Source organism: Bacillus sp. CR71, from assembly GCF_003429245.1.
GTDB lineage: Bacteria > Bacillota > Bacilli > Bacillales > Bacillaceae_G > Bacillus_A > Bacillus_A thuringiensis_S.
This window is the reverse complement of the sequence record NZ_CP031748.1, coordinates 2,769,710-2,793,084: the sequence shown is the minus strand read 5'-3', so window position 1 is coordinate 2,793,084 and position 23,375 is coordinate 2,769,710. Positions and strand designations below refer to the sequence as shown.

Genomic DNA, 23,375 nt, shown 5'->3' with positions numbered 1-23,375 from the left:
TTATAACGCCTTTATCTGCTTCGTAAGTTCTATAAATCGTTCATCAAGTTCTTTATATTCTTTGTCGTTAGAAGTTAAAAAGCATAATTTCCCTAATACTTCTTGTCTCTCTGTTTCTAACGTTAAACGTAGCTCTTCAATATTATCTCTTGTTTTAGTAGGTTCTTCTAGCTGCTTTTGTATCGTATTGTTTAAAAACACGAGTTTTATGTTAGTTGTTTTCTCTAAAAAATATCGATCGTGAGAAACAATTATTAATGTTCCGTTATACTCAGCTAATGTATTTTCAAGTTGTTCACGTGAAGGTAGATCCAAGTGATTCGTCGGTTCATCTAAAATGAGTACATCTTTTTCATCTAAAATATAAGCCATTAGCTTACATTTTACTCTTTCTCCCATACTCATATGCTCAATCGGCTCTTTCCATTGAGAAGCTTGGAACCCTAAATGTTTCATTAAATTTTGGACTTTTCCTCTTTCTTCAAATGTCTCTTTAAAAAATAAATCTTCTGGCGTTTTGTCCAGTGGCAAATCAAAAACCTCTTGTGTTAAATAACCGATGTTTGCAGATGGTGAAATCCATATTTCTCCTTCAGCAGTTTCCGCTCCCATAATCATCTTCAGTAATGTTGTTTTCCCGCTACCGTTTGGTCCAACAATTGCAACTTTCTCACCGTGCTGAATTGTAAAATTAACGTTTTCAAATAATGCTTTTCCATTAAATTCTTTTTTTAATTGCTTTACTTCTAAAAAGCGTTTTCCTACTTTTTTACTCGCTTGAATAGAGAACTCAATTGAATACTCTTCTTTCACACGTTCTACTTTCGTTTTCTCCAGCTCTTTTTCGAGACGTTTTCTTTTTGACTTCACTTGCGCATCCATTCGTTTCGCTTTTACACGATAAAACTCTTTAAAACTTTCTTGTTTTGTAGACTGCGCGTGTGCCTTTTGTGACCATGAACTTAATTCTTTTATATGTGTTTCTACTTGTTCTATCTTTTTTTGCTGCTTTTCATATTCTCGCTGCTGCGACTTCCTTCTTTGCTCACGTGCTTTCATGTAGCTTGTATAATTACCACTATGGTCAATTAATTTTTTGTCCTCAATTGACCATATTTTTGTTGCGACAACATCTAAAAAATATCGATCATGCGATACAATGATAACTGTACCTTTCATATTTTTTATTTGTTTAATGAGAAATTCCGTACTCATTTCATCTAAATGATTTGTCGGTTCGTCTAATATTAAGACATTAGGATTTTTAGCAAATCCTTTTGCTAATCGAATTTTTAACTTTTCACCACCACTTAAAGTATGAAAATCGTTCGTTGGCACGCCCCATTTCGCAAGCAGTTCTGCTTCTTTTGCAATTACATCGTTACTAATAAAAGATTCTATTTCTTGCTCAACATATGCGGTTGTCATATTCATTTGCTGCCATTCAACAATCCCTTTTGAAGGCTCAATCTTTCCATTTATTAATCGAAGTAACGTTGATTTACCAGCACCGTTTTTACCAATTAATCCGATAACATCCCCTTGTTTTACTGTCACATTCATTTTCTCTAACAACATATTTTCTTTTATTTCAACATAAACATCATTTAATTTTAATAGTTCTTTCATAATACCGATCCCTTTCATTAAGGGAGAATAAAAAAATCCTCCCAAATAAATTTGGCAGGATTAGTCGTTAAAATATTTACACCCAAATAAGCTATTACGCAACATAAATAGCAATACCGTTGTATGGAAATCGGGCAGACTAATCCTATTTTTTAGAAATTGAAATTTATTGAATTTCAACATTTAAAAATAAGATTAGTTAATCATCGTCCACCCATCATTCCTTTCCCTCATTAGTAACCATATTGTACCATAATAGTACTGTATGAGTAAATGCAATTATTTGTGCTGCTAAAAAAGATTGCTTTCTTTTAAGGTCTATTCATTATTTCTTCACTTCATATCGAACAAGTATCAGCCACATTTGTTGTACTACTTGCTTTAGCTTTCCCTAGCAATAAAATTGTAAGCATTCCCTCTTATATAAATTTTATATAAATTCATCATAAATCATATATTATACATACTAAATTTCAGTTCTTATAATAAAGGTATCATTTTTAAGGGGTGGTTCTACAATGGAATTTAGTAAACTAGGAAACAGTGGATTAACAGTAAGTAAAATCGCATACGGGAACTGGATAAACCATGGTGGAAAAGTAAACGAAGATACTGCAAATGATTGTGTAAAAGCCGCACTAGATGTTGGAATTACAACGTTCGATACTGCTGATGTTTATTCGGACACGATAGCTGAGGAAGTACTTGGCCGATCTTTGCAAGGTATACGCCGAGAAAGTATAGAACTATGTACAAAAGTATGCCATCCGACCGGTCCTGGAAAAAATGATCGTGGATTATCAAGAAAACATATTATAGAAAATTGTAATGCATCGTTAAAACGATTACAGACAGACTATATCGATATTTATTATGCACATAGATTTGATATAACAACTCCTCTTGAGGAAACAATGTTAGCTTTCTCAGATCTTGTAAGACAAGGTAAGGTTCTCTATTTAGGCGTAAGCGAATGGACATCAGAACAAATTACCCGTGGTGCAGCACTTGCACGCGAATTGAACATTCCATTTATCGCTAGCCAACCTCAATATTCGATGTTATGGCGAGTTATTGAAACTGATGTGATTCCAACATGTCAACGTGAGGGACTTGGCCAAATCGTATGGTCGCCACTTGCACAAGGTATTCTTACAGGAAAATATCAACCTGGTAAACCATTACCAAATCAATCGCGTGCTAACTCCGATGCTGGAAAACCGTTTTTTGACAAACTCGTGCAACGTTGGATGAGTGATGATGTGCTTACCGCTATCCAGGAAATTAAACCTATCGCACAAGAAATTAACCTTACCTTATCTCAACTCGCAGTTGCTTGGGTATTACAAAATCCAGCTGTTTCTTCTGCAATTATTGGTGCTTCAAATCCGGAACAAATAAGAGAAAATGTAATTGCTTCTAGTGTTAAATTGCAACCTGAAATTATGGATCAGATTGACAGTGTATTAAAAGGTTTCGCTGAGTATGATACTAGTAAAACAGGTTGAATCATGAGTAAGTTTTATCTATAAATAAACACCCCTTGCCAACTTCCCACAGCCCATCCTATAAAGATGGGCTGTGGGAAGTCATATAAACCTCTCTAACAACTGTTAAAAAGTTCTTTAACACGACAGACTTTTCATCCTTCCTCCATCCAGCATATAAATTTATTTCCGGTGTATTTTCTAGAATATCTTTATACATCACTCCTGATTTTTTATAGCTTTCCACCGAGGATGGAACGACAGAAATCCCCATTCCAGCTGCAACTAAGTTTACAATCGTTTGCATTTGAACTGCTTCTTGAACAATATTTAAACTTACCCCATATTTCCAAAAGTAACTAATAATTAAATCATAAAAATTTGTACCGAAATGACGAGGAAATAAAATGAATGGTTCCTCCACTAATGATTTGATTGAAATATTAGGTAACGAAACGAAAGGGTGATTTTCATGCAAAACCAACTTTAAACACTCTTCAGAACAAACTTCAGAAGATAATATTTCATTATTTTGCTCCGAACGAATAAATCCAATATGAATTTGTTTTTCGTAAAGCGCTTTTATTTGTTGGTCTGTTGTCATCTCACGTAATATGAGCTGAATTTTTGGAAAACGTTCTCGAAATGTTTTTAATATGCCTATAACTGTTTCTGTAGAATCGACAAAACCGATGATTAAATGCCCGATTTTCCCTTCATCTGCAAGCTGTGTTTCTTTAATCGTTCTATCTACTTGAAGTAATGTTTGCCTAGCACCTTCTAAAAAGACTTTCCCCGCCTCGGTAAGCTCAACCATCCTTTTTGTCCGGTGAAAAAGTTGAACTCCTAATTCTTCTTCCAATTTTCGAATTTCTTGACTTAAAGGCGGTTGTGCCATCATAAGACGCTCTGCTGCACGACTAAAGTTTAATTCTTCTGCCACCGTTATGAAATATTTCATTTTACGAATATCCATTTCAAGCCTCCTATCATTCGCAACTTCTATAAGATTCTATTTTTATTATAAAAAATGGTTCATGTATGTAGTCTTACATTTATTCTTATTGGGTTCATTTTGCCTCTCTTATCTATAGAATATTTCATTCTCCAATGTTATCAAGGGTACAAAACAAGGCTAAAAAACTTATCTCCAAAGTTCTTTAGCCTTGTTTACTTTTTACACATTAAAAAATATTACTCGCACTACCGTACCTTTACCAACTTCTGAATGGATTTCCACACTATGTCCTAATTGTTTTGTAATTTCATATACAAGATATAGCCCCATTCCTGTTGATTCTTTAAAATCTCTACCGTTTTCTCCTGTAAAGAAAGGTTTGAATACTCTTGGTAAATCTTGCTTCGGTATACCTACGCCATTATCAGCAATTTCAAGTATAACGGTATTACCTTCCTTACAAGCTTTCATTTTAATCTTTTCTCTACTACCTGATGAATACTTAATCGCATTCGATAGTATTTGTCCGATTAAAAACTTTAACCATTTCACATCACTTTCTACAGTAATGTCCTTATCAATTTCAAGCTCTGGATATACAAAATTCCGTATAAAGAAACGTTTATGTTCATGTACCGAATCATTCACTATTTTATGTAGTTGTACCCTTTCTACATAAAAATCTTGTGTGAACGCTTCTAATCGTGCGACATATAGAGCCATTTCCAATCCCTTTTTTAATCGGTCTGTTTCCTCATTTATACTTTCAAAACGTGAATCTACTTCATCCTGTGTAATTAATTCTATTACAGATAAAGGTGTTTTCATTTGATGGATCCACTGATTCATAAAGGTTAAATGGTCATTATTTTTTCTCTCTTGTATTTGCAGCTGATTTTGATAATGTCGATATTGCACCTCAAGTAGTTCTTGAAGAGCAGCCGATACAGCTGCAAAATCAGATTTTTGAACAGATTCATCTAAAGATTGCATCGGGTTTGCTAGGCGCTCATAAAAAGAACGATGTGTAAAATAACGAAACACTAAATAACTTCCCATAAAGAAAACACCTAGAAACATTGCGTATAACGCCGTTGTAATATGATTATGCCCATCAAACCAATATACGAGAAATATAGCTAGTAGTTGAATTATGGTAAAGCAAATAACTGGTATATGATCACGTATAAACAACCTTATCATTTTTCTATACCATTATCCCAAGTAATGTGCAATCTATATCCAACACTACGAATCGTTTCAATCGCACCTTCTATATGTAACGTTTGTAACTTTTTACGCACACGTGTTGTATTTACACTTAATGTATTATCATCAACATAAGATTCACTATCCCATAATTTATTAAGTAACACTTCTCTACTCACAACACGCGGATAATTTTTCATTAATGTCTCTAATAAAATAGCTTCGTTTCTCGTTATATCAATTTCGTCGTTTCTAAGTTTCAATACAAGCCTTTCAGGATATAAACAAAGGCCTTGTTGCTCAATCATTCGCTCTTCTAGTTTCGGTGCATAATCTCCATATGCACGTCTTAAATGACTACGAATTTTCGCCACTACAACTTCATAATGAAAAGGCTTCGGAATAAAATCATCGCCACCGTTTTCTAACGCCATAACTTGATCCATCGTGCCTTCACGGGCCGAAATGAATAGTATCGGACATGTAGAAACACCGCGAATTTGACGACACCAAAAGTACCCATCAAAACTCGGTAAATTAATATCTAATAAAACTAACTCTGGTTGTTCTTCTAAAAAAATGTTTAATACATTTTGAAAGTCCGATACAATAACTCCTTGATAACCATATTTCGCAACATGTGTCGATAATAGTTCTGCAATTTTCATATCGTCTTCTACAATCATAATTTTGACCATTATTGAACTCCTTTTTAATCCACAATCTCAAATATACTTATATAAAATAAATACTACCTCTTTTCACAAAATCAGTAAATTAAAAAAAGGATGCTTTTATACGAAAGTATCCTTTTTCGTCCCTTATCTATTTAATATGAAATTTACTAAAAGTAAATCCTAGTTTCTCCACATAATCCATTCCTAGTTCCATACGCGCTGTTTTCAGCGGATCCACAACTTGGCAAACTTTTAAATTACCTGCTGCCGATAATAAAAGCGTTGCATCAGCTTTAGACATTGCCAATTCTTCATGTAAAAATGTCACCATATTACGTACAGCACGATTTGCTGCATCATCTAACAATTTCTCTGAAGCAATCGTCATCATTTTTTCTTTTTGAATAGCCATTGGTAATGGCCATTGTTTTCCTTTTATCGTTTGAACTGTTACCGTTACCTCACCAGCAACCTCTACACCACTAACACCAATTTCACCATCACCCATTGCTGCGTGTAAATCACCTAATGCTAATAGTGCTCCTGGGACATTAACTGGTAGTAGTAGTGTTGTTCCTTCTTTAATTTCTTTACAGTCCATATTCCCGCCGTGATCATGCGGTGTGCCACATGAAATGCTCTCTTCTTTCGGTGCAGTACCAATTACCCCAATCATTGGATTAATCGGGATTTGTAGTTCACTTGAAAACAAAACATATTCATTATGTATTGGGACAATTTTCACTGTATTTTCATTTAACTCATCACCCATTACACCAAGGTTTGCACCTGTAGTTAAAACACCCTGCTCTGCAATTTCAATTTTTTCAATCGTTACGACTAATATATCGCCAGGTTCTGCTCCTTTAACATATACAGGTCCAGTCGCTGGATTAATTCGGTTCCAATCTAATTCTTGTAACACAACATCTTCAGAATCGATTTGATTTTCAAAGCAATCATATGTTTCAAATACAAGACTGCTCCCAATTTCTACTTCCATACACGGCTTATTTTCTGGTGACATTGAGTAAATGATATGGTCTTTATGAATTCGATACATAATACCTCTCCCTTTTATATTTATCTACTATTACTAATTAGCTTTTTTTATACAAGCTCCTCTTAAAATTAAATGTTATTTTCATGTAAAAAAGCACGCAGATTGTTTTATAACATACACTCTTTACTATAACAGAAAGGTGGTATCACTATGCCCCTTATTCCATACAACGAAAGTGATGTTGATTTACTAGCTCGATTAATTCGTGCTGAAGCTGAAGGCGAAGGTCGCCAAGGTGAGGAGTTAGTTGGATGCGTTGTAGTAAACCGTGTATTTTGTGATTGCTTAGATTTTAAACAACTCCGTACCGTACGAGACGCTGTATATCAAAGCCCCGGCGGATTTGAAGCAGTACAATATGGATATTTTTATCAACGCGCTCGTGAATCAGAAAAAGAAATCGCACGAAAAGTTTTACAAGGTCAATGGCGCTGGCCTGCACGATGGGCTCTTTGGTATTTCCGTCCAGTTGGAGCTTGTCCGCCTGAATGGTATAATCAGCCATTTGTAGGACAGTTTAAAAGCCATTGTTTTTATGAACCAAGTGGTGATGAATGTCCGAAAATGTATTCACGATAGTAAAATTTGCAACGCAAGTACTTAGAAATTTTGGTACTTGCGTTGCTTTTAACTGTGTTTTAGAAATCTAATAGTGTGATGAAATTTTCTATGCCTACTACATGTATTAATAATGGTATACGAGGACCATTTGATTGATTCATAATGAGCTTATATATAATAGTGAATAATTGTTTTTGATTTTCTTTCATTATATTTTTATTTTCATGATGACAAATCGCATATAATTGCTCCATTAAGTGAGAGTAATCTTTGTTAGAACGAAGTATATCGCAAACTTCTACTAACCATTCTTTCTGTCTTTCATCCAATGTGTTGTAAAACTCTGTATTTCTCTCTTGATTTACCGCAATTAATTTTTCAGATTGAAAATTTCTTATCCAATACTCTGTGCGATTACTCACCGCTCTCATTTCATCTAATGCATAGCTCCTATCTATTTTCTTTAATATCCCCTGTAAAATAGTTGAATCAAAATTTAATAATGGTAACGTTCCTGCTACTTGATTAAATTTCGGATATTCTTTAAACCCGATAGTAACTCTAGAAAGTTTAATTGCATCAAGTAAATCTTCATTTTTGAGCGTTTTATTTTCATAACTATCTTTCAATCGCTCATATTCTGTATAATTGCGAATCACATCTTCATCAAGACCGATATGAAAAGCTGCGTTTGGTCTATATTTTGCAAACATAAACAGAATTACTTCTGGTAAATACACTTTTAACAACTCACTAGGTGTAATACTATTTCCTGAAGAACTAGACATTTTTTCATGATTGCCTTTAATTCCAATAAAATCATAAGCAACATAATGAGGAGCTTCACGATTGAATATTTTCCTTGCAATTTCTTTTGATACATTATAACTACCCGTTTCTGCTGAATGGTCTCTGCCACCCGGCTCAAAAACAACCTCCTCTATCATCCATCTCATCGGCCAATCGATTTTCCAATTTAGTTTCATTTTATTTGTATTTAATACGGATAACTCTTTTTCATTTCCGCATTCACATTCATACCGGATTGTTTTTAATACTTCATCAAAATGTGTAATAGTTGTTGTATCTTTCCCGCACCTCTCACAATATAATGTAGCTGGATAAAAGCTCTCTCGCTCTTCTTCACTACACTCTCCAGTTTTAAAATCCATTAAAATATCATATATATCTTTTCGTTTATACAAAGCCTCTAATATATTTTCGTTATACCTTCCGCTTCTATATTCATCATGTTGATAAATAAATTCCACTCCAATTCCAAATGCTTGAAGCGATTTTTCAAACTCTTTTTCAAAATGCTCCGCATACGAGTTATGACATCCATACGGATCTGGAATATCACAGTATGGCATACCAATATACTTTGCAAAAGATGGATCAATATTTTTTGGAACTTTTCTAAACCTATCATAATCATCCCACGAAAATATAAAACGAGTCTTTTTCCCTAAATCTTGAAGTGCTCTTACTACGAAATAAGTCGTTACGATTTCACGAAAGTTCCCAATATGAACAGAACCTGACGGACTAATTCCAGATGCACAAACAAACGTTTCTTTATTTGGATGTTTCCTAATTAATTCATGTGCTACTTCATACGCCCAATGCATATATTACTCACCTCAATTATTTTTTTGTTTTCTAATTTCCAGTTTTATGCAACAAAAAAAACTCTCACCCCCAAGATTATTCATCTTGAGGACGAGAGTTGTTAGCTTCGCGGTACCACCTCAGTTTGTTAATATGTCACCATACTAACCTCTTCAGGTACGGCAAAATATGCTTATACCCTATCTCTATAACGGGAGAACCCGTCGCACCATCCCTAAATAAATTAGTTCCTTGCGCAGCTCCAAGTCTTTTTTCGTTAAGATGTATACCGCTCTTTCTCAGCTACCAGAGCTCTCTGTACGTATTCTTTCTTAACTACTCTTCTCTTCTATGCCTTAAATATTAGTTTTTTAATATGATAATTTATAACACTTTTATTGTCAAACTTTTCCGAATCGAAATCGTAAAATTATCTAAAAAAATTCTTTATCGCTTCTAATTGAATTTTGTGGCTACACTCATCACAACAATATGCCCCTTTTGGTTTCTCTTTAAATCGCTTATATTTTTCACTACCTTCGTAAACACGAAATATATTCTTACAAGAAAAGCAAACAATTTCATAAAACATCATATGCATTTTCCTCTCCTTGTTTATACACTTTTTTAATCACTTGTGAGAAGGTCATTTTTCTACATTATAAATTTTAATATCCTTTGACTAAAAGGTTTACCTCTATTCTTATCGAATTATATTAATATCTTATAACGCGAGGTGAACATCTTGTTCAGTAATATAGAATTAGTTTTAGATGCTAAAGCAAGTTTAGCTGAAGGACCATGTTGGAATGAAAAAAAGCAACTTTTATATTGGGTTGATATTATGGAGAGAAAATTATGCATATACAATCCTACCGCTAATACGAACCGAGTAATTGCTCTCAATCAACAAATTGGCTGTGTTGTTCCATATTTAGAGGATGTACTACTCTTAGCTATGGAAAACGGCTTTTATTCTATTAATGTAAATACAGAAAAACTGACACATATTTTTGACCCCGAACAACATTTAATAGAAAATCGTTTTAACGATGGAAAATGTGATCCCGCTGGTCGTTTCTGGGCAGGTACTACAGATACATACGGTATTAATGCTGCAGGTTCCTTATATTGTTTACATAATAATTTGAGTGTAGAAAAAAAATTTCACATGTAAATACTTCAAACGGAATGGCTTGGTCACCTGATCATACATACCTTTACTTTATAGATACACCTACTAAAAAAGTGGTTCGCTATCAATATAATATACGTACTGGAGAAATTCATAATCCAAGTGATGTAATCATTTTCTCTGAAAATGACGGTCTACCTGATGGTATGACAATTGACGAAGAAGGTTGTTTATGGATTGCACATTGGGGAGGTTCAAAAATAACTAGATGGAATCCCTCTACTGGAGAACAAATATTAAGTATTCCAATTCCTGCGTTATATGTAACATCATGTACGTTTGGTGGGCCTAACTTAACTGATTTATATGTTACAACAGCCAGAACAAGAATGACGGATGACGAATTAAAACAGTATCCACATGCTGGTGGTATTTTTCGAATTCAAACAAATGTTAAAGGCTGCCCCACCTATTCATTTTGTAATGAAAATATTGGAACTGACACAATATGAACCGTATCGATTACATAAGACAAGAAGAAAAGGAATATCACGATCTTTGCTATGAACAATATAAACTATTTGAAACTGGATCTTGGCTTCACAAGCCGGTTAAAACAGTTATGGATTTAATGGACTACTTTGAAGAGAAAAACAAATTACAAGTGCTTGATCTTGGCTCTGGCGTCGGTAGAAATAGCATTCCAATTGCACAAAAGATTAAAAATGCTAGCGGAACTGTTACATGTGTTGATTTACTTGATTCCGCTTTAACAAAGCTACAAATTTATAGCAAAGAACATGACGTATTCGAGGTTATAAAAACAGAACAAGCAGCAATTGAAAACTATCATATTAGATCTAATACTTATGACTATATCGTTGCAGTATCAAGTTTGGAACATGTCAAATCAGAAGAAGATTTTAAAAATGTACTCCAATCTATGAAAAGAGGTACAAAAAACGGCGGTATTAATTGTTTAATTATTAACTCTAACATACAAGAAATTGATTCAATAACGAATGAAGAATTAGAAGCTTTAATTGAAATTAATCTTTCAACCGAAGAAATGATAAGTGCTTTAAAAAGCATTTATAAAGAATGGAAAAAACTAAAAGTTGAAATAAAGGAATTAGCTTATAATATAGTTCGTAATGAAAGACACGTTCAATTAAAAACAAATGCCATTACGTTTGTCGTTCAGAAATAACACTATAAAAAGTAAGAATATTTCCTCATATATTCATAGGAATACCCTTACCTTTTATTTTGTTATTAGTTTTCGCATCATCTAAAATATAATTTTCATTCGAAATACTACTCAGCTATTAATTGAATTCATTAACTGGAAGAAATATTCCACTTCATGAGTCTCATTCAATTTATACCATGAATGAAGTGTATCCGGCGCAAATACATCTAATTTCCTTAATACTTCCATGGCAAATTCTAGAGGTGCTACACCCGATGCAGTAATAAGATTTTCACTGGATGCTACAGGTCCTACTTCATAAAAATTTTCTCCTTTATAAGTAGGACAAACCATTTTCATATAATCTAAATTATTACTTGTGTGATTTATAGAATCCAAGTAACCGTAATTTGCAAGACCTATAGTTGCACCGCAAATGGCAGCCACAATTGTACCAAGCCTTAAGGCTTCACCAACTTTTTTCAAAATAGGTTTATGTATTTCTTCACTCCAAGTATTCCCTCCAGGTAAAATTAATAGATCGTTACTCTCAAGGATACATTCATCTAGGGAAATATCCGGCTTTATATTCAAGCCCCCCATTGAAATAATCGTTTCTTTATTTATTCCAACTGTTACTACTTTAAAAGGCGCTACATCTTTTTTGAAATATCTTCCTGTATTAAGTTCAGCAATTAAATGTCCGTATTCCCAATCAGACATCGTGTCAAATACATATAGATATGCTTTTCTTGTTTGCATTCAATAACACTCCATTCATATACTACAGTTTTAAATAAAAAAAGTACTCTTTTCAAGTTTAACATTTTATGCAATATTTATGGTTTAAAATTCCAAATAAAAGAGCACTTGTTTCCGCAAGTGCTCTTTTCGGGGATTTTGAGATACCCTATTAACGAAAGTTAAGGTTACTTAAAGTTAAGAGGTATTTATACTATATGCTTGTCCTTTATATTTGTGCATAATCAATATATAAATATCTTTAGGAATATTTAAAAACTTTTATTTATAGTTCTTTCTGGCATTTTATCATTAAGAAATTTATTGAAGGTTTATTCTCCATGTTCTTATTTGGTTCATCAATTTCGGAAACTTGTACTAGTCCATATTTATTAAAATCTCGTTTTATAGATTCAGAATTATAGAAGAACATTTTTATGCCTTCCATTATTTCGAAATAGTCTTTATCCAACTGTTTCCCCTTCCCAAACATTGGGGCTTTTTGAGAAACAGTTGTGAAAACCATATATCCACCTGGTTTTAGCTGATTATAACAACCTTTAATAAATTGCTCTCTCTCTTGCTTATTCAACAAATGTAGAAGTGCATGACTATATATACCCTCATATGATTTGTTATTAAAAGGCATCTCATTTACCGAACCGTGATAGATACTAATATCTTCTAGGCCATTTTGCATTGCTAAATTAATGGCTGTTTTTGAAATCTCAATACCTGTTACATTTATACCATTATCGATAAAAACCTTTGCATTTCTTCCATATCCAATACCAGGAACTAATATATCCTTAACGTTCTTTTCAAGGAAAAAATCTTTTGTACAAATTGCAGATTCTGTAGGTTCAAATCCCCACATCGTTTGTTTTTCAATAAAACTTGATTCCCAAAATTCCATTATGTATCTATCTCCTTATTTTCAATCCATTTTTAGTATCAAATTAAAAGCATTTTTGTATTTGCTATACAGTTTTTTCTTCTACTTATACCACTTACCTTAGTCATCGTAGCTCCATTGAATATAGCATAATAATAAGCCCATATCTAATATAAAGATTGGTTAAAAATCTACCCTATTTTATTAATCCTTACGTTTATAGAAAATAAAAAAACAGTCAATATTTTTTTGGTAGTATTGGCTGTTTCTCATGAGAAATTATCTTTTTATATTGTACCGATCTAATACTTTTTCTAACATTTCTAAAGTTATTGGTTGTCCTTCTTTTATTAATTGATAACCAATACGCCCATTCGGTTCCGCTGTAACTTGCTGTAAACTCTTTACGTCATGAATCCCTTTTTCTCTTAATTGCATATAAAGTTGTTGTTCCGACATTTTTGCCTGCATCAAATTCTCTTTTACAATCTCTCCGTTTTCAACAATTATAATGCTACTTCCATTTAGGAATTGTTCCACCTTCCTTGATTTCAATTCAAAGAAATGAATGATAAGTAATATGCTTGCAAATATGATAGCCGCAAATATAGATGGGACTACTTTTCTACTTAATACAGGTTCTACAATAATACGGCCAATTGATACAACTATAATGATTTCAGCTCTTGTCATTTGGCTGGCAGATGTACTACCTGTCATTTTCAAAACAATTATTCCAGTAAAAGTTAATATAATACTTTCCAAAATTATATTCATAACTACCCAATCCTTTAATGGTGTATTTTACTATCATTCCCATTAAAGGTGTGTTTTACTTACCTATTAAGTTGTTAAATCCTTCAGACCATGTTGGAAATAAAGGTATCCAACCATACTCTTTACGTGCCTTATTATTGGAAGCTCCTCTTTCCCAACTATTTTTCCCATCTTGAACTTTAGGCTGAGGTGCCCCTATCGCTGCTGCATATATTGGTAACCATTCTTTACTAGTTGCTGGATAATTATCTACAATATTTACGATTCCTGAAGGCCAATTAAGGGCTAGCATAGTAGCTCTTGCAGCATCTTCAACATGTATAAACGAGCTTATCCCGTCTGATGCGATAATTTCATTATTACCATCAGAAAGTATACATATTTGTCCATTAGTTTTAAGAGCTTTTTGCAATGCATGAAATCCACTATTTGTAGCAGAACATTCGAAACCATAATTATATGTTTCTATTATTTTTTCTTCTGAATCATATATGTTTTTCGCACCAAAATTCTTTGCAAAATCTCTTCTATTTTTATTAGGCTCAACAACATCCACGTGCTCAACGCCTACATAGTATTTTAAGAAATAACAAGCGAGTAAACCAATAACTCCCATTCCAGTTATAAGTACTTTTTCATCCTGTTGCGGGTTTAGTTTCAATACTCCTTTAGCGGCATCACACGAAAGAATAGATAATAAAGCAACTTTAGGTTGTATAGAACTAGGCACTCGAATTACTTTATGCCCCTTAACTATCCCTATTGTTTCATGTCCATAAAAAAACTACTTTATCGCCTACGTTTACATGTGTTACTTTATTACCAACTTCAATCACTTCACCATAACTTTCATATCCAGTTTTTCTTGGATAAAAAGGATTCGTATCCGTAACATCGGATCCATTATACTGTGGTAACTCGGCCCCAATGCTTATAGCTCCTGCAATTGTTTTAACAATAATTTCATCGTCCTGTACGGATCTAATTTTACCCGGTTCCCACTTAAGTTGTTTCGCACCTTCTAAAACTAACTTATACTGTTCCATTCATATCCTCTCACTTTATAAAAATATATTCTCACTAAATTTCAAACAATGTATAATAGATTCATCCAAAATTAAAGCTATAACGTTGGCTAGCACCCAACAGTGATAACATGATAATTGAATTTGATGGATATAGAATAAACGAGTATGTTATTGGCCGTAACTGTTCTATTAACGAATTAATAACGATGTATTTAAATGTAAGAAATGAAGAGATATCTAATGAGGATCTGCTACGCTTATTTTGTGTACGATATTATTACAAAAAAAATCCAAAGTTACTACAAGAAGACGTCACTAGCAATGTTGTCATTGATTTAGATACGGACTATATTTATACCCCAAATAGATAACAGTAAACTAGATTGATTAGTATTTATGATTCAGCTAAGTGTTTAATAAAATAAGTAATTGCCCAAATTAATGTCGCAAATTGAGTGACAAAATACATTGTCCATTCAAAGCCAGTCAGTTTTCTCTCTCGTTTAACCTTCTTTAAGTATCTGTAAAATATGAGTGTACTTAAAAACATAAGTAACAATGATAATTGCTGTAAATCATCGACTATACGTACCGCCATAGACTCCATCGCCCTCCTATTCAAAATAAAAGCTATACTTTAAGAGTATCATTAATTGGTAGTTTATTTCCATTTTAAACAATTATGTCATAAATAAAAAGAGCACTCAGCTATTGAGTGCTCTAAAAAATATTAATTAAACTCAGTTCCTTGTAATGGTTACATGTAATTCCCCTTACTTTTTATAACTCAGTTCTATTACTTGTGGTATATACTTACTATCATATTTTCTCGTATAGATTTCTCCATCTGGAGTAACTAATTGTAAAACAATCTCACCACAAACCCCATCTAGTATTTCAAATTCACCTTGTGCATTTGAAATACTGCGTTCCTTACTTTCTTCAATTGAATCTTCATATATTTTCACATTAGATATAGGTTCGTTATTTTGATCTACGATAATACCTCTTGAATACTTACCAACCACGATGCATTGGTCATCTTTTTTATAATATTTAGTCACAACTATAGCTCCAATTATTATAGCGGCACACACAAACAAGAGAATTATTTGGCGCCTCACAACAAACCTCCTAATTCAAATTATTCTTTTCTAAACTGAAAATTCAAGTGTCTTGATTGGTTGATTTCCTCAATTACTTTACGAATACCTTCTTCAATCTTATCTTCTTTTACATTCGAAACATTTAACTTTAACAGTTTTTCTTTAGGAAAATTCCTCATATAATTCTTATCAATAGTATCGACACTTATTTGCATGTCACCTAATTTTTGTATAAGTGTTTCTGTAACTGTGTTTTTCTGCATTTCTAAACAAGTGTGTATTCCAAATGTGTTTTGTCTATTATATGTAAATAATGATTGATCTTCATTTTGCACTTTTTCTAATGTTTCTGCTAGTTTTATTGATCTATTGTAGTAGGAAGAATTAATTTTACTTTTATGACGTTCAAACATACCGCTCTTTATATAAATTTCTAAAGCCGCTTGAGAAATCATCGGACTATCAATATCTAGTATCTTTTTGTATGTATAGAAAGCATTTGCAATGGATGGTGGGATGACTGCAACTCCAACCCGTAAACCAGGAAAAATAATCTTCGAATAACTTTTCAAATATATGACATGACTACAATTATCCAAGCTATATAACGGATCTGCTTTTGAATCAGTTTCTAAATCTGCTAAATAATCATCTTCCACTATAAATACATTGTATTTCTTAGCCAATAGTGCGATTTTTTCTTTCTCATCTTTAGAATAAGAAGTTCCAAGCGGATGATGATATCTCGGTATCGTATAAAAGAATTTTATTTTTCCAGTTTGAAATATTTGCTCCAATTCATTCAAATCGATACCTTCATTCGTACGTTTAATACCGATTACAGGAACTTTATTTATTTCTAGATAATCAATATATAGATGATATGTTGGCTGTTCAATTAATACAGTTTCATTTCCATTCGGAAATGGTATAGAAGTTAATATAGCAAGCGCCTGCTGCACACCTGACGTTATAAAAATATTGTCTTCTTTCGTGAACACTTGATAATTTGCCAACTGTTTTTGAATGACTGGAATTAAAGATGGTAACCCTTTCGGTGTTCCGTATACGAACAAATCATTTTTATAAGTATCAATAGCCTTATTAATGCAATGCTGAAAATCTAAATATGGGAAAACATCTGGATCTGGTGCTGAAGAAGCGAAATCAATTATCTCGTTATTTTCTATGGTACTCCCAGATTTCTTAACAACGTAGTATCCACTTTGAGGGACAGAATATATAATGTGACGCTTTTCTAATTCATGAAGCGCACGTATAACTGTTGCCTTATTACATTCATATTGCGTAACGAGTGACCGTATAGACGGTAATTTCTTCCCTTCTTTTATTTCTCCATTTTGAATCATATTTTCTATGTCATTTAAAATATGTAAATACTTATACATATTACACCTCCTCCAGCAATTCTATATTTAATTACATCGGTTCTCTATTCATATAGCATTCATTCCTCAATTAGTTAATTTTCCGATCATCTATATCGTAAATCCCAATAGCATATGAATCATTTTCAATCCATTTCTTTACTGCTTCTGTTTTAAGTACACCTTCAACTTCTTTTTCTATTTTCTGTCCAAGTTCTCTCGCCCCTATTTCATCATCGCTAATCTTAGTTTTTATATCAATGGTAACAGGTTGATTCTTTTTATAATTTATTTGCTGAATACCAAACCCTTCATATCCGTTTTTTCTGAATGCGTCATCAAATATATGTCCAAAAACTTGATTCCATCTACTCTCTGCCTTTACAACTTCTCTATTTCTTTGAGTTATATTGATTTTATAAGCCATTACACCTTGTATCGCCAACCTTTTATTAATATCATTTTTTATTTCGTTACTATCTTCGCTATCAGCAATCTCTAAATCTACTATCCTTTCTTTTTCATCTCTTATAGCAGCACTAAAAAAAGATTCCTCCTTTACAGCTGCTGTAGCAATATCCATCACTATAGACTCTTCACTTTTAGCATCTTCAATCTCATTCTCACAGGCACATAATAAAGTGAAACTTTAATCATTGGGGGTTTTGTTCATCCCCAATGATTATTAGTTGAACCAATCGGGCTTTTACGGGCAGTTGATCCCCCCACCTAACTTCTTTCGCTGAATTTTGAGGTGGGGATCTTACTGCCCGTTAATGCGGGATAAAACAAGTGGAAATAAAAATACAAGTAACTTCTTTCCCTTTCTCATGCAGCACCCCTCCATATATTTTCATTTACGATAAACTTTTTACTTTGACATATAAATACTTTCTTTAATTATTTAAATTTAACATTATTTCACATTTACCCCACTTAACAAGGGAATTACAATTAATAAATAGAATATCTCTATGAATAAATAAAAAGTGAGGGATATATAATGCAACGTGTAAATACGATTGATATTAGTAATGTACTACAATTGGAAAAAACTCTTTCGACTTTATTAAATAAAATGATTTCTTCAAAACTAGACCTTGAAAATTGGTTAAAAGAGCAGTCAAAAGTAATTTGGGACATCGAAGAACAATTAAGATCACATTACATCGCCTTTCAATGTAATACGGATGATGAAGAAATAAAGGATACTTTTGAACATGATCAACAATTTGTAAAGCCACTTTTAAAGCGGTACCAAAATTTATTGGATAATAAATATTTAGAGTCACCTTTTCGAATGGAATTAGATTCTAACGTATATGGTTTATTAGATACAAAAATAAAAAATGCTCAAAAGTTATTTTGTGAGGAAAATATCGAATTAGAAATACAGGAAGACAAATTAGTCACAGAGTACTTTGAAATTACTGGAGGATTAAGTGGAATTTGGGACGGAGAAGAAAAAACGATAACAGAATTACAATCCTATTTACAAGATTCGAATCGTGACACCCGTAAAAAGGCAAAAACCATTATTTCTGAACAATTTTTATCTGTTGAAAAAGAACTCCAAAACATATTAAATCAATTAATTGAAATTCGCCATCAAAAAGCAAAAAATATTCAACTAGAGAATTATCGCGATTATATGTTCAAAAAATACGAGCGTTTTGATTATTCAGCGAAAGATTGCTATGAACTAGCTGAATCCATACGTAAGTATGTTGTGCCTCTTAAAGATAAAATATTGCTAGAGAAAAAAGATAAACTGCAAGTTGATACGCTTCGCCCGTGGGATGTATCAGCTGTAACTCCAGATCAAAAAGTACTTAAACCTATTGCAAATGAAAATGATTTAATTGAAAAGAGCACTCATATCTTTAATAAACTAGATGTTGAATTTTCAGCACTTTTAAACCGAATGTATAAACACAATTGTCTTGATTTAACAAGCCGCAAAGGAAAAGCAGCTGGTGGCTTTTGTGAGTACTTACCAGCTTCACAATTATCTTATATTTTTATGAACTTAAATTATACACAAGATGATATTGTCACTTTTATACATGAAATGGGTCATAGTATTCATAACGAACTCATAAAACCATTAAAATTACGACAGTATATAGAAATTCCAGCTGAAACAGCTGAGCTAGCCAGTATGACAATGGAGTTATTCTCGCTTAATTATTGGGATACCTTCTATACAGACAAAAAAGATTTAAAACAAGCAAAAATTAACTTCTTTAAAGATGTTATTTCATATTTACCTATTATGCTTATTGTCGATCAATTTCAACACTGGCTGTATGAAAATCCAAGTCATACTTCTGAAGAAAGAAATGAAAAATACTTACAACTTCAAAAACATTATCAGTCTAGCGTCATACATATTGATGGCTACGAAAACTGGATAGCAACGAGTTGGCTACCTGTACTCCATATTTTTGAAGTACCATTTTATTATATTGAATATGCGATCGCCCAACTTGGTGCATTACAAATGTATAAACAATATAAAGAGGATCCTAAGCAAGCGCTAGAAAATTATAAAAAGGCATTATCACTAGGAAGCTCGCAATCTATAAAAGAAGTGTATGATGCAGCCGGTATTCGTTTTGATTTTTCTGGTGAAACAATTAAAGAACTAATGCTATTTGTAGAAAAAGAATTAGAATTACTTGAGCAATTATAAGAAGAAAGCTGCACCTATATTTTTGGTGTAGCTTTCTTCTTTATTTTATTAATCAGCTCTATGTACTGAGTATCTCCATATCCGATTGTTGGAAAAAGATAAAACAACTTTATTAATAATTCACGAGTTGATAAATCTTTATTTTTAGAGATGAATTTCATTACTGCATTATCTTCTGTTAACATTTCTAAAAATAAGTCTATAGCCTGATACATTACAGGTGGTACCTTATGAGAGGTCTTTTTATGGTTTACTAATACTTCATTGTATATAGAAGAGTAATTCCCCAATTCAAGTTCAATTTGATTTACTTTAAATTCATCCTCTCTAAAGCTATTTAAGTATACCTTCCCTTCATAAGCAGACTGTTCAAGGTGAGAAAGTATGGTAAGTAGGTTCATTTGGCAAAACATATCTTCACCAAACCATAGAACAATACATTTATACTTTTTCGTAAAAAGGTTTTCTAACGGATCTATAACCTTTTTTATATAACTTTCTACTGAACTGTTATGTCCTTTCGCTCTTGTTTTAATAAACTCTTCATTAAAAACTTGAGTAGTAGCCGAGTTCACACACATTGCCTCATTAAATGGTGCATAATCAGAATCACCCATTAGCTTTTCGTTTTTAAATTCTTCATACATAACTTGACCATTTAATATGTTAAGTACCTCTTTATCAAATAGCTCACTCTTCCTATTTCGTAACTGCTCAACCTCTATTTTTCTAGAAATATTCATATTAAACGCCCCTTCTTTATTTAAATTTAGTTTAACAAATGATTGAATAGGCATTTTGTTAAGTTGGTATTCTCTTGGATTCATTCCAAAAACATTTTTAAAACTTCTACTATAAACCTCTTGGGAAGAGTAATCGTAATCCAATGCGACCTCAATTATCTTCCTACCATTCTTTAAATCCTCCGTAGATAAATACAACCTTCTAAGAAGAATATAACGTCTAATACTGAAACCCGTTACTTGATGAAATTTAAAAGAGCAATAATAAGGAGAATACCCCATGTAACGAGATAATTCATCTAATGAAAATCTCTTTTTTAAATTGCTCTCAATCCAATTAATCATCTGCTGTATATGTTCATTCATTTCCTTCACTCCTTATTTAAAAGTATAGGAGAAGTGCGTTTCTTTCTTTTGATATTTCTTGTGTTTTATAACATGAGCCTTTCTCTAAAGTCTTTATAATCTATATATAAGTATTAATTTTATATTTTTTCATCTATCTTATTTTGTCATACCTTCTATTCATTTTTCAATTTAGCGTTAATGAGTATGTTGGCAACACCTTACTAATTATTAAAGGTCAATTTACATCATATTTCATTTTAAAGGATTTCAAAAATTAAACACGAATTTTATAAAATAAAATTCTTTTAATTCCCAAGTTAAAAAATTAAGGTTTGGAAAGGACGTTTCAATGAACAAGCTAGAAAAAGAAATACTTCAATTCATAAATGAACAGTATCCGTTGAATTTTATTAACATTAAGCCAATAACAAATGAGATGTATGAATGTCTTACAGAACAAGGTACATACTTCAGTAGAATTACAAACTACAAAACATATGAAGAACAGATAGAGGAAGTTTTATATACAAATTTTTTATATCAAAATGGTTTAGGTGTTCCACCAATAATCCCTTCATTACAAGGGAATTTTGTAGAAAAATTCACATTAGACAAGGAGATTTTTGCTGTATTATATAAAGCTGCTCCTGGTATACATTTACCAAGGTCTGAATGGAATTCTAATATATTTAAAAAACTTGGTAAACAAATTGGAAAATTACATCGTATATCTAAAAGCTTTGAAAAGATTAAACCAGTAAAACATATAAACGATTGGTATGAAAATGAAGAATATAATTTTCTTAAATATATCCCTAAAGAAGAAAATACAATAAGAGAAATTGCATCTGACGTTTTAACTTCCATAAAAGAGCTACCAAAATCCCCTTCAAATTACGGCTTAATACACGGAGATTTATGGTTAGAAAACATTTTAGTCGAAAATAATTCAAACTTAACAATGATAGATTTTCAAGACTGCGAAAAACATTTTTACATATTCGATTTAGCCGTTCCTATTTATAGTGCAATAGAATATTCATTTGCTGGAAATGGGAATATCGTTGACTATGAGTATTCTATTACAAAAGCACTATTTGAAGGCTACCAAGAGGAAAATGAGCTACCAAAAGAGATGAAAGACAAGTTTCCGTTATTTATTAAATTAAAGGAGATTTTTGAATATAGCTTAATGCATATGTATTGGGATAAAGATGAATTAACGGAGGAACAAGTACGGATTATGAACCTTTATAGGATGAAGATCGAAAATAAGAATACCTATATCAATATTTAAGAATACTGTTGTTTAACTACAAGGAAACTTTAGTTAAACAACAGCATTTATTAATTAGCTGACAACCTTTTTTATGACTTATAAATACTGATTCAATAATCTTTTCAAATACACTTCATTTTGCGGTGATACTTTTTCAGAAAATCTAGCTGCAATAATAATAGGAGCCCATTGAAAAACTTCATCTCTTGATATGCCGGTACGACTGCAATATATATGTAAATACATCTCAGCTAATTCTACCGAAGATTGTGAGTACAACAAGTATGTTCGAAATACATCTGCGCGAATATCACCTGAACTAGCATCTACCCAATCTATAACTTTCACTTTCTCTTCCTTACTCAAAATCAAATTAAATGGATGAAAATCTCCATGACATAGCCTAAAATCAAATGTAATAGATTCTAATTTTTGTAATATATCCTTCTTTTTGCGTTCATCCAATTTATGCACAGATTTAATTTGACGCTCTAACCTTTCCCTCATTAACTCCATTTCATCTGTATTCACATGTATAGCATGGATCTTTTTTTGCTCATTAACACAAAGGCCGATATAACGCTCTGCCTCATTTAAATTATTAAGCAGAAGATCACCAATGTTGTCCCCTTTTACATGTTCCATAATAATTGCCTGTCTATTTTGTATCTTTGTCACTTCGAATACGTTTGGAACTGGCAGCCCGCATGAATAAGCATATTTTTGTTTTTTTGCTTCATTCATAGACTCTGTATCTGGGAGGTAATCTTTAAATAATTTTACAACCTTATCATCAGTTAAATAAATTTCTGCAGTATTCCCTTTTGCAATTGGATTACCTAGATTCACTTCA

General features: G+C 32.3%; 24 protein-coding genes, 1 pseudogene and 1 other annotated feature. Of the genes and pseudogenes, 7 read left to right on the top strand and 18 right to left on the bottom strand.

Annotation, left to right across the window (positions count from 1 at the left end; genetic code table 11):
* Complete coding sequence (abc-f, locus tag DOS87_RS13935; protein ID WP_086412997.1) at window positions 1-1,629, bottom strand: ribosomal protection-like ABC-F family protein; 1,629 nt, start codon at window positions 1,627-1,629, stop codon at window positions 1-3.
* A gap of 518 nt (window positions 1,630-2,147) precedes the next feature.
* On the opposite strand from abc-f, the gene DOS87_RS13930 reads away from it, so the two are divergent.
* Window positions 2,148-3,137: an aldo/keto reductase family protein gene (locus DOS87_RS13930; RefSeq protein WP_000395976.1), complete on the top strand. Its 990-nt coding sequence runs from the start codon at window positions 2,148-2,150 to the stop codon at window positions 3,135-3,137.
* Between the two features lie 58 nt (window positions 3,138-3,195).
* On the opposite strand, the gene DOS87_RS13925 is transcribed toward DOS87_RS13930, so the two are convergent.
* From DOS87_RS13925 to DOS87_RS13910, 4 genes are all read right to left on the bottom strand, one after another.
* On the bottom strand, window positions 3,196-4,092 hold the full coding sequence (locus DOS87_RS13925) for a LysR substrate-binding domain-containing protein (protein WP_000354655.1): 897 nt from the start codon (window positions 4,090-4,092) through the stop codon (window positions 3,196-3,198).
* Window positions 4,093-4,293: 201 nt separating this feature from the next.
* On the bottom strand, window positions 4,294-5,277 hold the full coding sequence (locus DOS87_RS13920) for a sensor histidine kinase (protein WP_002082724.1): 984 nt from the start codon (window positions 5,275-5,277) through the stop codon (window positions 4,294-4,296).
* The gene (locus DOS87_RS13915; protein ID WP_000238995.1) at window positions 5,274-5,981 is read right to left on the bottom strand and encodes a response regulator transcription factor; all 708 of its coding nucleotides are present in this window, start codon (window positions 5,979-5,981) and stop codon (window positions 5,274-5,276) included. Before DOS87_RS13915 ends, DOS87_RS13920 begins: the two co-directional genes overlap by 4 nt.
* Before the next feature lie 127 nt (window positions 5,982-6,108).
* Window positions 6,109-7,023: an acetamidase/formamidase family protein gene (locus DOS87_RS13910; RefSeq protein ID WP_000285670.1), complete on the bottom strand. Its 915-nt coding sequence runs from the start codon at window positions 7,021-7,023 to the stop codon at window positions 6,109-6,111.
* A gap of 150 nt (window positions 7,024-7,173) precedes the next feature.
* On the opposite strand from DOS87_RS13910, the gene DOS87_RS13905 reads away from it, so the two are divergent.
* Entirely contained in the window at window positions 7,174-7,602 is a 429-nt protein-coding gene (locus DOS87_RS13905; protein WP_001128402.1) for a cell wall hydrolase, read from the top strand.
* A 59-nt stretch (window positions 7,603-7,661) separates the two neighbouring features.
* On the opposite strand, the gene lysS is transcribed toward DOS87_RS13905, so the two are convergent.
* Window positions 7,662-9,215, bottom strand: coding sequence for a lysine--tRNA ligase (gene lysS / locus DOS87_RS13900; protein WP_208730366.1), 1,554 nt, complete (start codon window positions 9,213-9,215; stop codon window positions 7,662-7,664).
* 84 nt (window positions 9,216-9,299) lie between these two features.
* Window positions 9,300-9,556 (bottom strand) — a binding site (T-box leader).
* A gap of 69 nt (window positions 9,557-9,625) precedes the next feature.
* Entirely contained in the window at window positions 9,626-9,796 is a 171-nt protein-coding gene (locus DOS87_RS13895; RefSeq protein WP_000551042.1) for a DUF2197 domain-containing protein, read from the bottom strand.
* Between the two features lie 144 nt (window positions 9,797-9,940).
* Here DOS87_RS13895 and DOS87_RS13890 point away from each other — a divergent pair.
* Together DOS87_RS13890 and DOS87_RS13885 are read left to right on the top strand one after the other, a co-directional pair.
* Window positions 9,941-10,842 (top strand): annotated as a pseudogene (locus DOS87_RS13890) (SMP-30/gluconolactonase/LRE family protein).
* Complete coding sequence (locus DOS87_RS13885; protein ID WP_001079445.1) at window positions 10,839-11,540, top strand: class I SAM-dependent methyltransferase; 702 nt, start codon at window positions 10,839-10,841, stop codon at window positions 11,538-11,540. Before DOS87_RS13890 ends, DOS87_RS13885 begins: the two are co-directional and overlap by 4 nt.
* A gap of 111 nt (window positions 11,541-11,651) precedes the next feature.
* Here DOS87_RS13885 and DOS87_RS13880 read toward each other — a convergent pair whose 3' ends face one another.
* The 5 genes from DOS87_RS13880 to DOS87_RS30200 all read right to left on the bottom strand — a co-directional run bounded on the left by DOS87_RS13880 (window position 11,652) and on the right by DOS87_RS30200 (window position 14,981).
* Window positions 11,652-12,284, bottom strand: coding sequence for a type 1 glutamine amidotransferase family protein (locus DOS87_RS13880; protein WP_001194778.1), 633 nt, complete (start codon window positions 12,282-12,284; stop codon window positions 11,652-11,654).
* Between the two features lie 265 nt (window positions 12,285-12,549).
* Entirely contained in the window at window positions 12,550-13,179 is a 630-nt protein-coding gene (locus DOS87_RS13875) for a class I SAM-dependent methyltransferase (protein WP_000397583.1), read from the bottom strand.
* A 258-nt stretch (window positions 13,180-13,437) separates the two neighbouring features.
* The gene (locus tag DOS87_RS13870; RefSeq protein ID WP_098578615.1) at window positions 13,438-13,935 is read right to left on the bottom strand and encodes a DUF421 domain-containing protein; all 498 of its coding nucleotides are present in this window, start codon (window positions 13,933-13,935) and stop codon (window positions 13,438-13,440) included.
* A 55-nt stretch (window positions 13,936-13,990) separates the two neighbouring features.
* Window positions 13,991-14,665: a zinc-binding dehydrogenase gene (locus DOS87_RS13865; RefSeq protein ID WP_261795683.1), complete on the bottom strand. Its 675-nt coding sequence runs from the start codon at window positions 14,663-14,665 to the stop codon at window positions 13,991-13,993.
* A gap of 37 nt (window positions 14,666-14,702) precedes the next feature.
* Window positions 14,703-14,981, bottom strand: coding sequence for an alcohol dehydrogenase catalytic domain-containing protein (locus DOS87_RS30200; RefSeq protein WP_002162791.1), 279 nt, complete (start codon window positions 14,979-14,981; stop codon window positions 14,703-14,705).
* 110 nt (window positions 14,982-15,091) lie between these two features.
* On the opposite strand from DOS87_RS30200, the gene DOS87_RS13860 reads away from it, so the two are divergent.
* Window positions 15,092-15,334 carry a hypothetical protein gene (locus DOS87_RS13860; RefSeq protein WP_043333358.1) on the top strand — a complete coding sequence of 81 codons (243 nt, stop codon included), beginning with the start codon at window positions 15,092-15,094 and terminating at the stop codon, window positions 15,332-15,334.
* Window positions 15,335-15,357: 23 nt separating this feature from the next.
* Here the strand turns inward: DOS87_RS13860 and DOS87_RS13855 are convergent, their stop codons facing one another.
* The 4 genes from DOS87_RS13855 to DOS87_RS13840 all read right to left on the bottom strand — a co-directional run bounded on the left by DOS87_RS13855 (window position 15,358) and on the right by DOS87_RS13840 (window position 18,040).
* Window positions 15,358-15,561: a hypothetical protein gene (locus DOS87_RS13855; RefSeq protein WP_000290889.1), complete on the bottom strand. Its 204-nt coding sequence runs from the start codon at window positions 15,559-15,561 to the stop codon at window positions 15,358-15,360.
* Between the two features lie 175 nt (window positions 15,562-15,736).
* A complete protein-coding gene (locus tag DOS87_RS13850) occupies window positions 15,737-16,087 on the bottom strand; it encodes a hypothetical protein (protein ID WP_001254188.1) in 351 nt (116 codons plus the stop codon).
* Between the two features lie 20 nt (window positions 16,088-16,107).
* Window positions 16,108-17,478, bottom strand: coding sequence for an aminotransferase-like domain-containing protein (locus DOS87_RS13845; protein ID WP_000280114.1), 1,371 nt, complete (start codon window positions 17,476-17,478; stop codon window positions 16,108-16,110).
* A 70-nt stretch (window positions 17,479-17,548) separates the two neighbouring features.
* Window positions 17,549-18,040 carry a DUF4030 domain-containing protein gene (locus DOS87_RS13840; protein WP_098578616.1) on the bottom strand — a complete coding sequence of 164 codons (492 nt, stop codon included), beginning with the start codon at window positions 18,038-18,040 and terminating at the stop codon, window positions 17,549-17,551.
* 420 nt (window positions 18,041-18,460) lie between these two features.
* Here DOS87_RS13840 and DOS87_RS13835 point away from each other — a divergent pair, with 420 nt between their 5' ends.
* Window positions 18,461-20,152, top strand: a complete 1,692-nt coding sequence (locus DOS87_RS13835) for a M3 family oligoendopeptidase (protein WP_001190030.1) — start codon at window positions 18,461-18,463, stop codon at window positions 20,150-20,152.
* 14 nt (window positions 20,153-20,166) lie between these two features.
* Here the strand turns inward: DOS87_RS13835 and DOS87_RS13830 are convergent, their stop codons facing one another.
* Window positions 20,167-21,261, bottom strand: a complete 1,095-nt coding sequence (locus DOS87_RS13830) for a helix-turn-helix domain-containing protein (protein ID WP_001002111.1) — start codon at window positions 21,259-21,261, stop codon at window positions 20,167-20,169.
* 331 nt (window positions 21,262-21,592) lie between these two features.
* On the opposite strand from DOS87_RS13830, the gene DOS87_RS13825 reads away from it, so the two are divergent.
* A complete protein-coding gene (locus DOS87_RS13825; protein ID WP_001037122.1) occupies window positions 21,593-22,540 on the top strand; it encodes a phosphotransferase enzyme family protein in 948 nt (315 codons plus the stop codon).
* A 78-nt stretch (window positions 22,541-22,618) separates the two neighbouring features.
* On the opposite strand, the gene DOS87_RS13820 is transcribed toward DOS87_RS13825, so the two are convergent.
* A complete protein-coding gene (locus tag DOS87_RS13820) occupies window positions 22,619-23,371 on the bottom strand; it encodes an aminoglycoside phosphotransferase family protein (protein WP_001048505.1) in 753 nt (250 codons plus the stop codon).
* Between the last annotated feature and the right edge of the window lie 4 nt (window positions 23,372-23,375).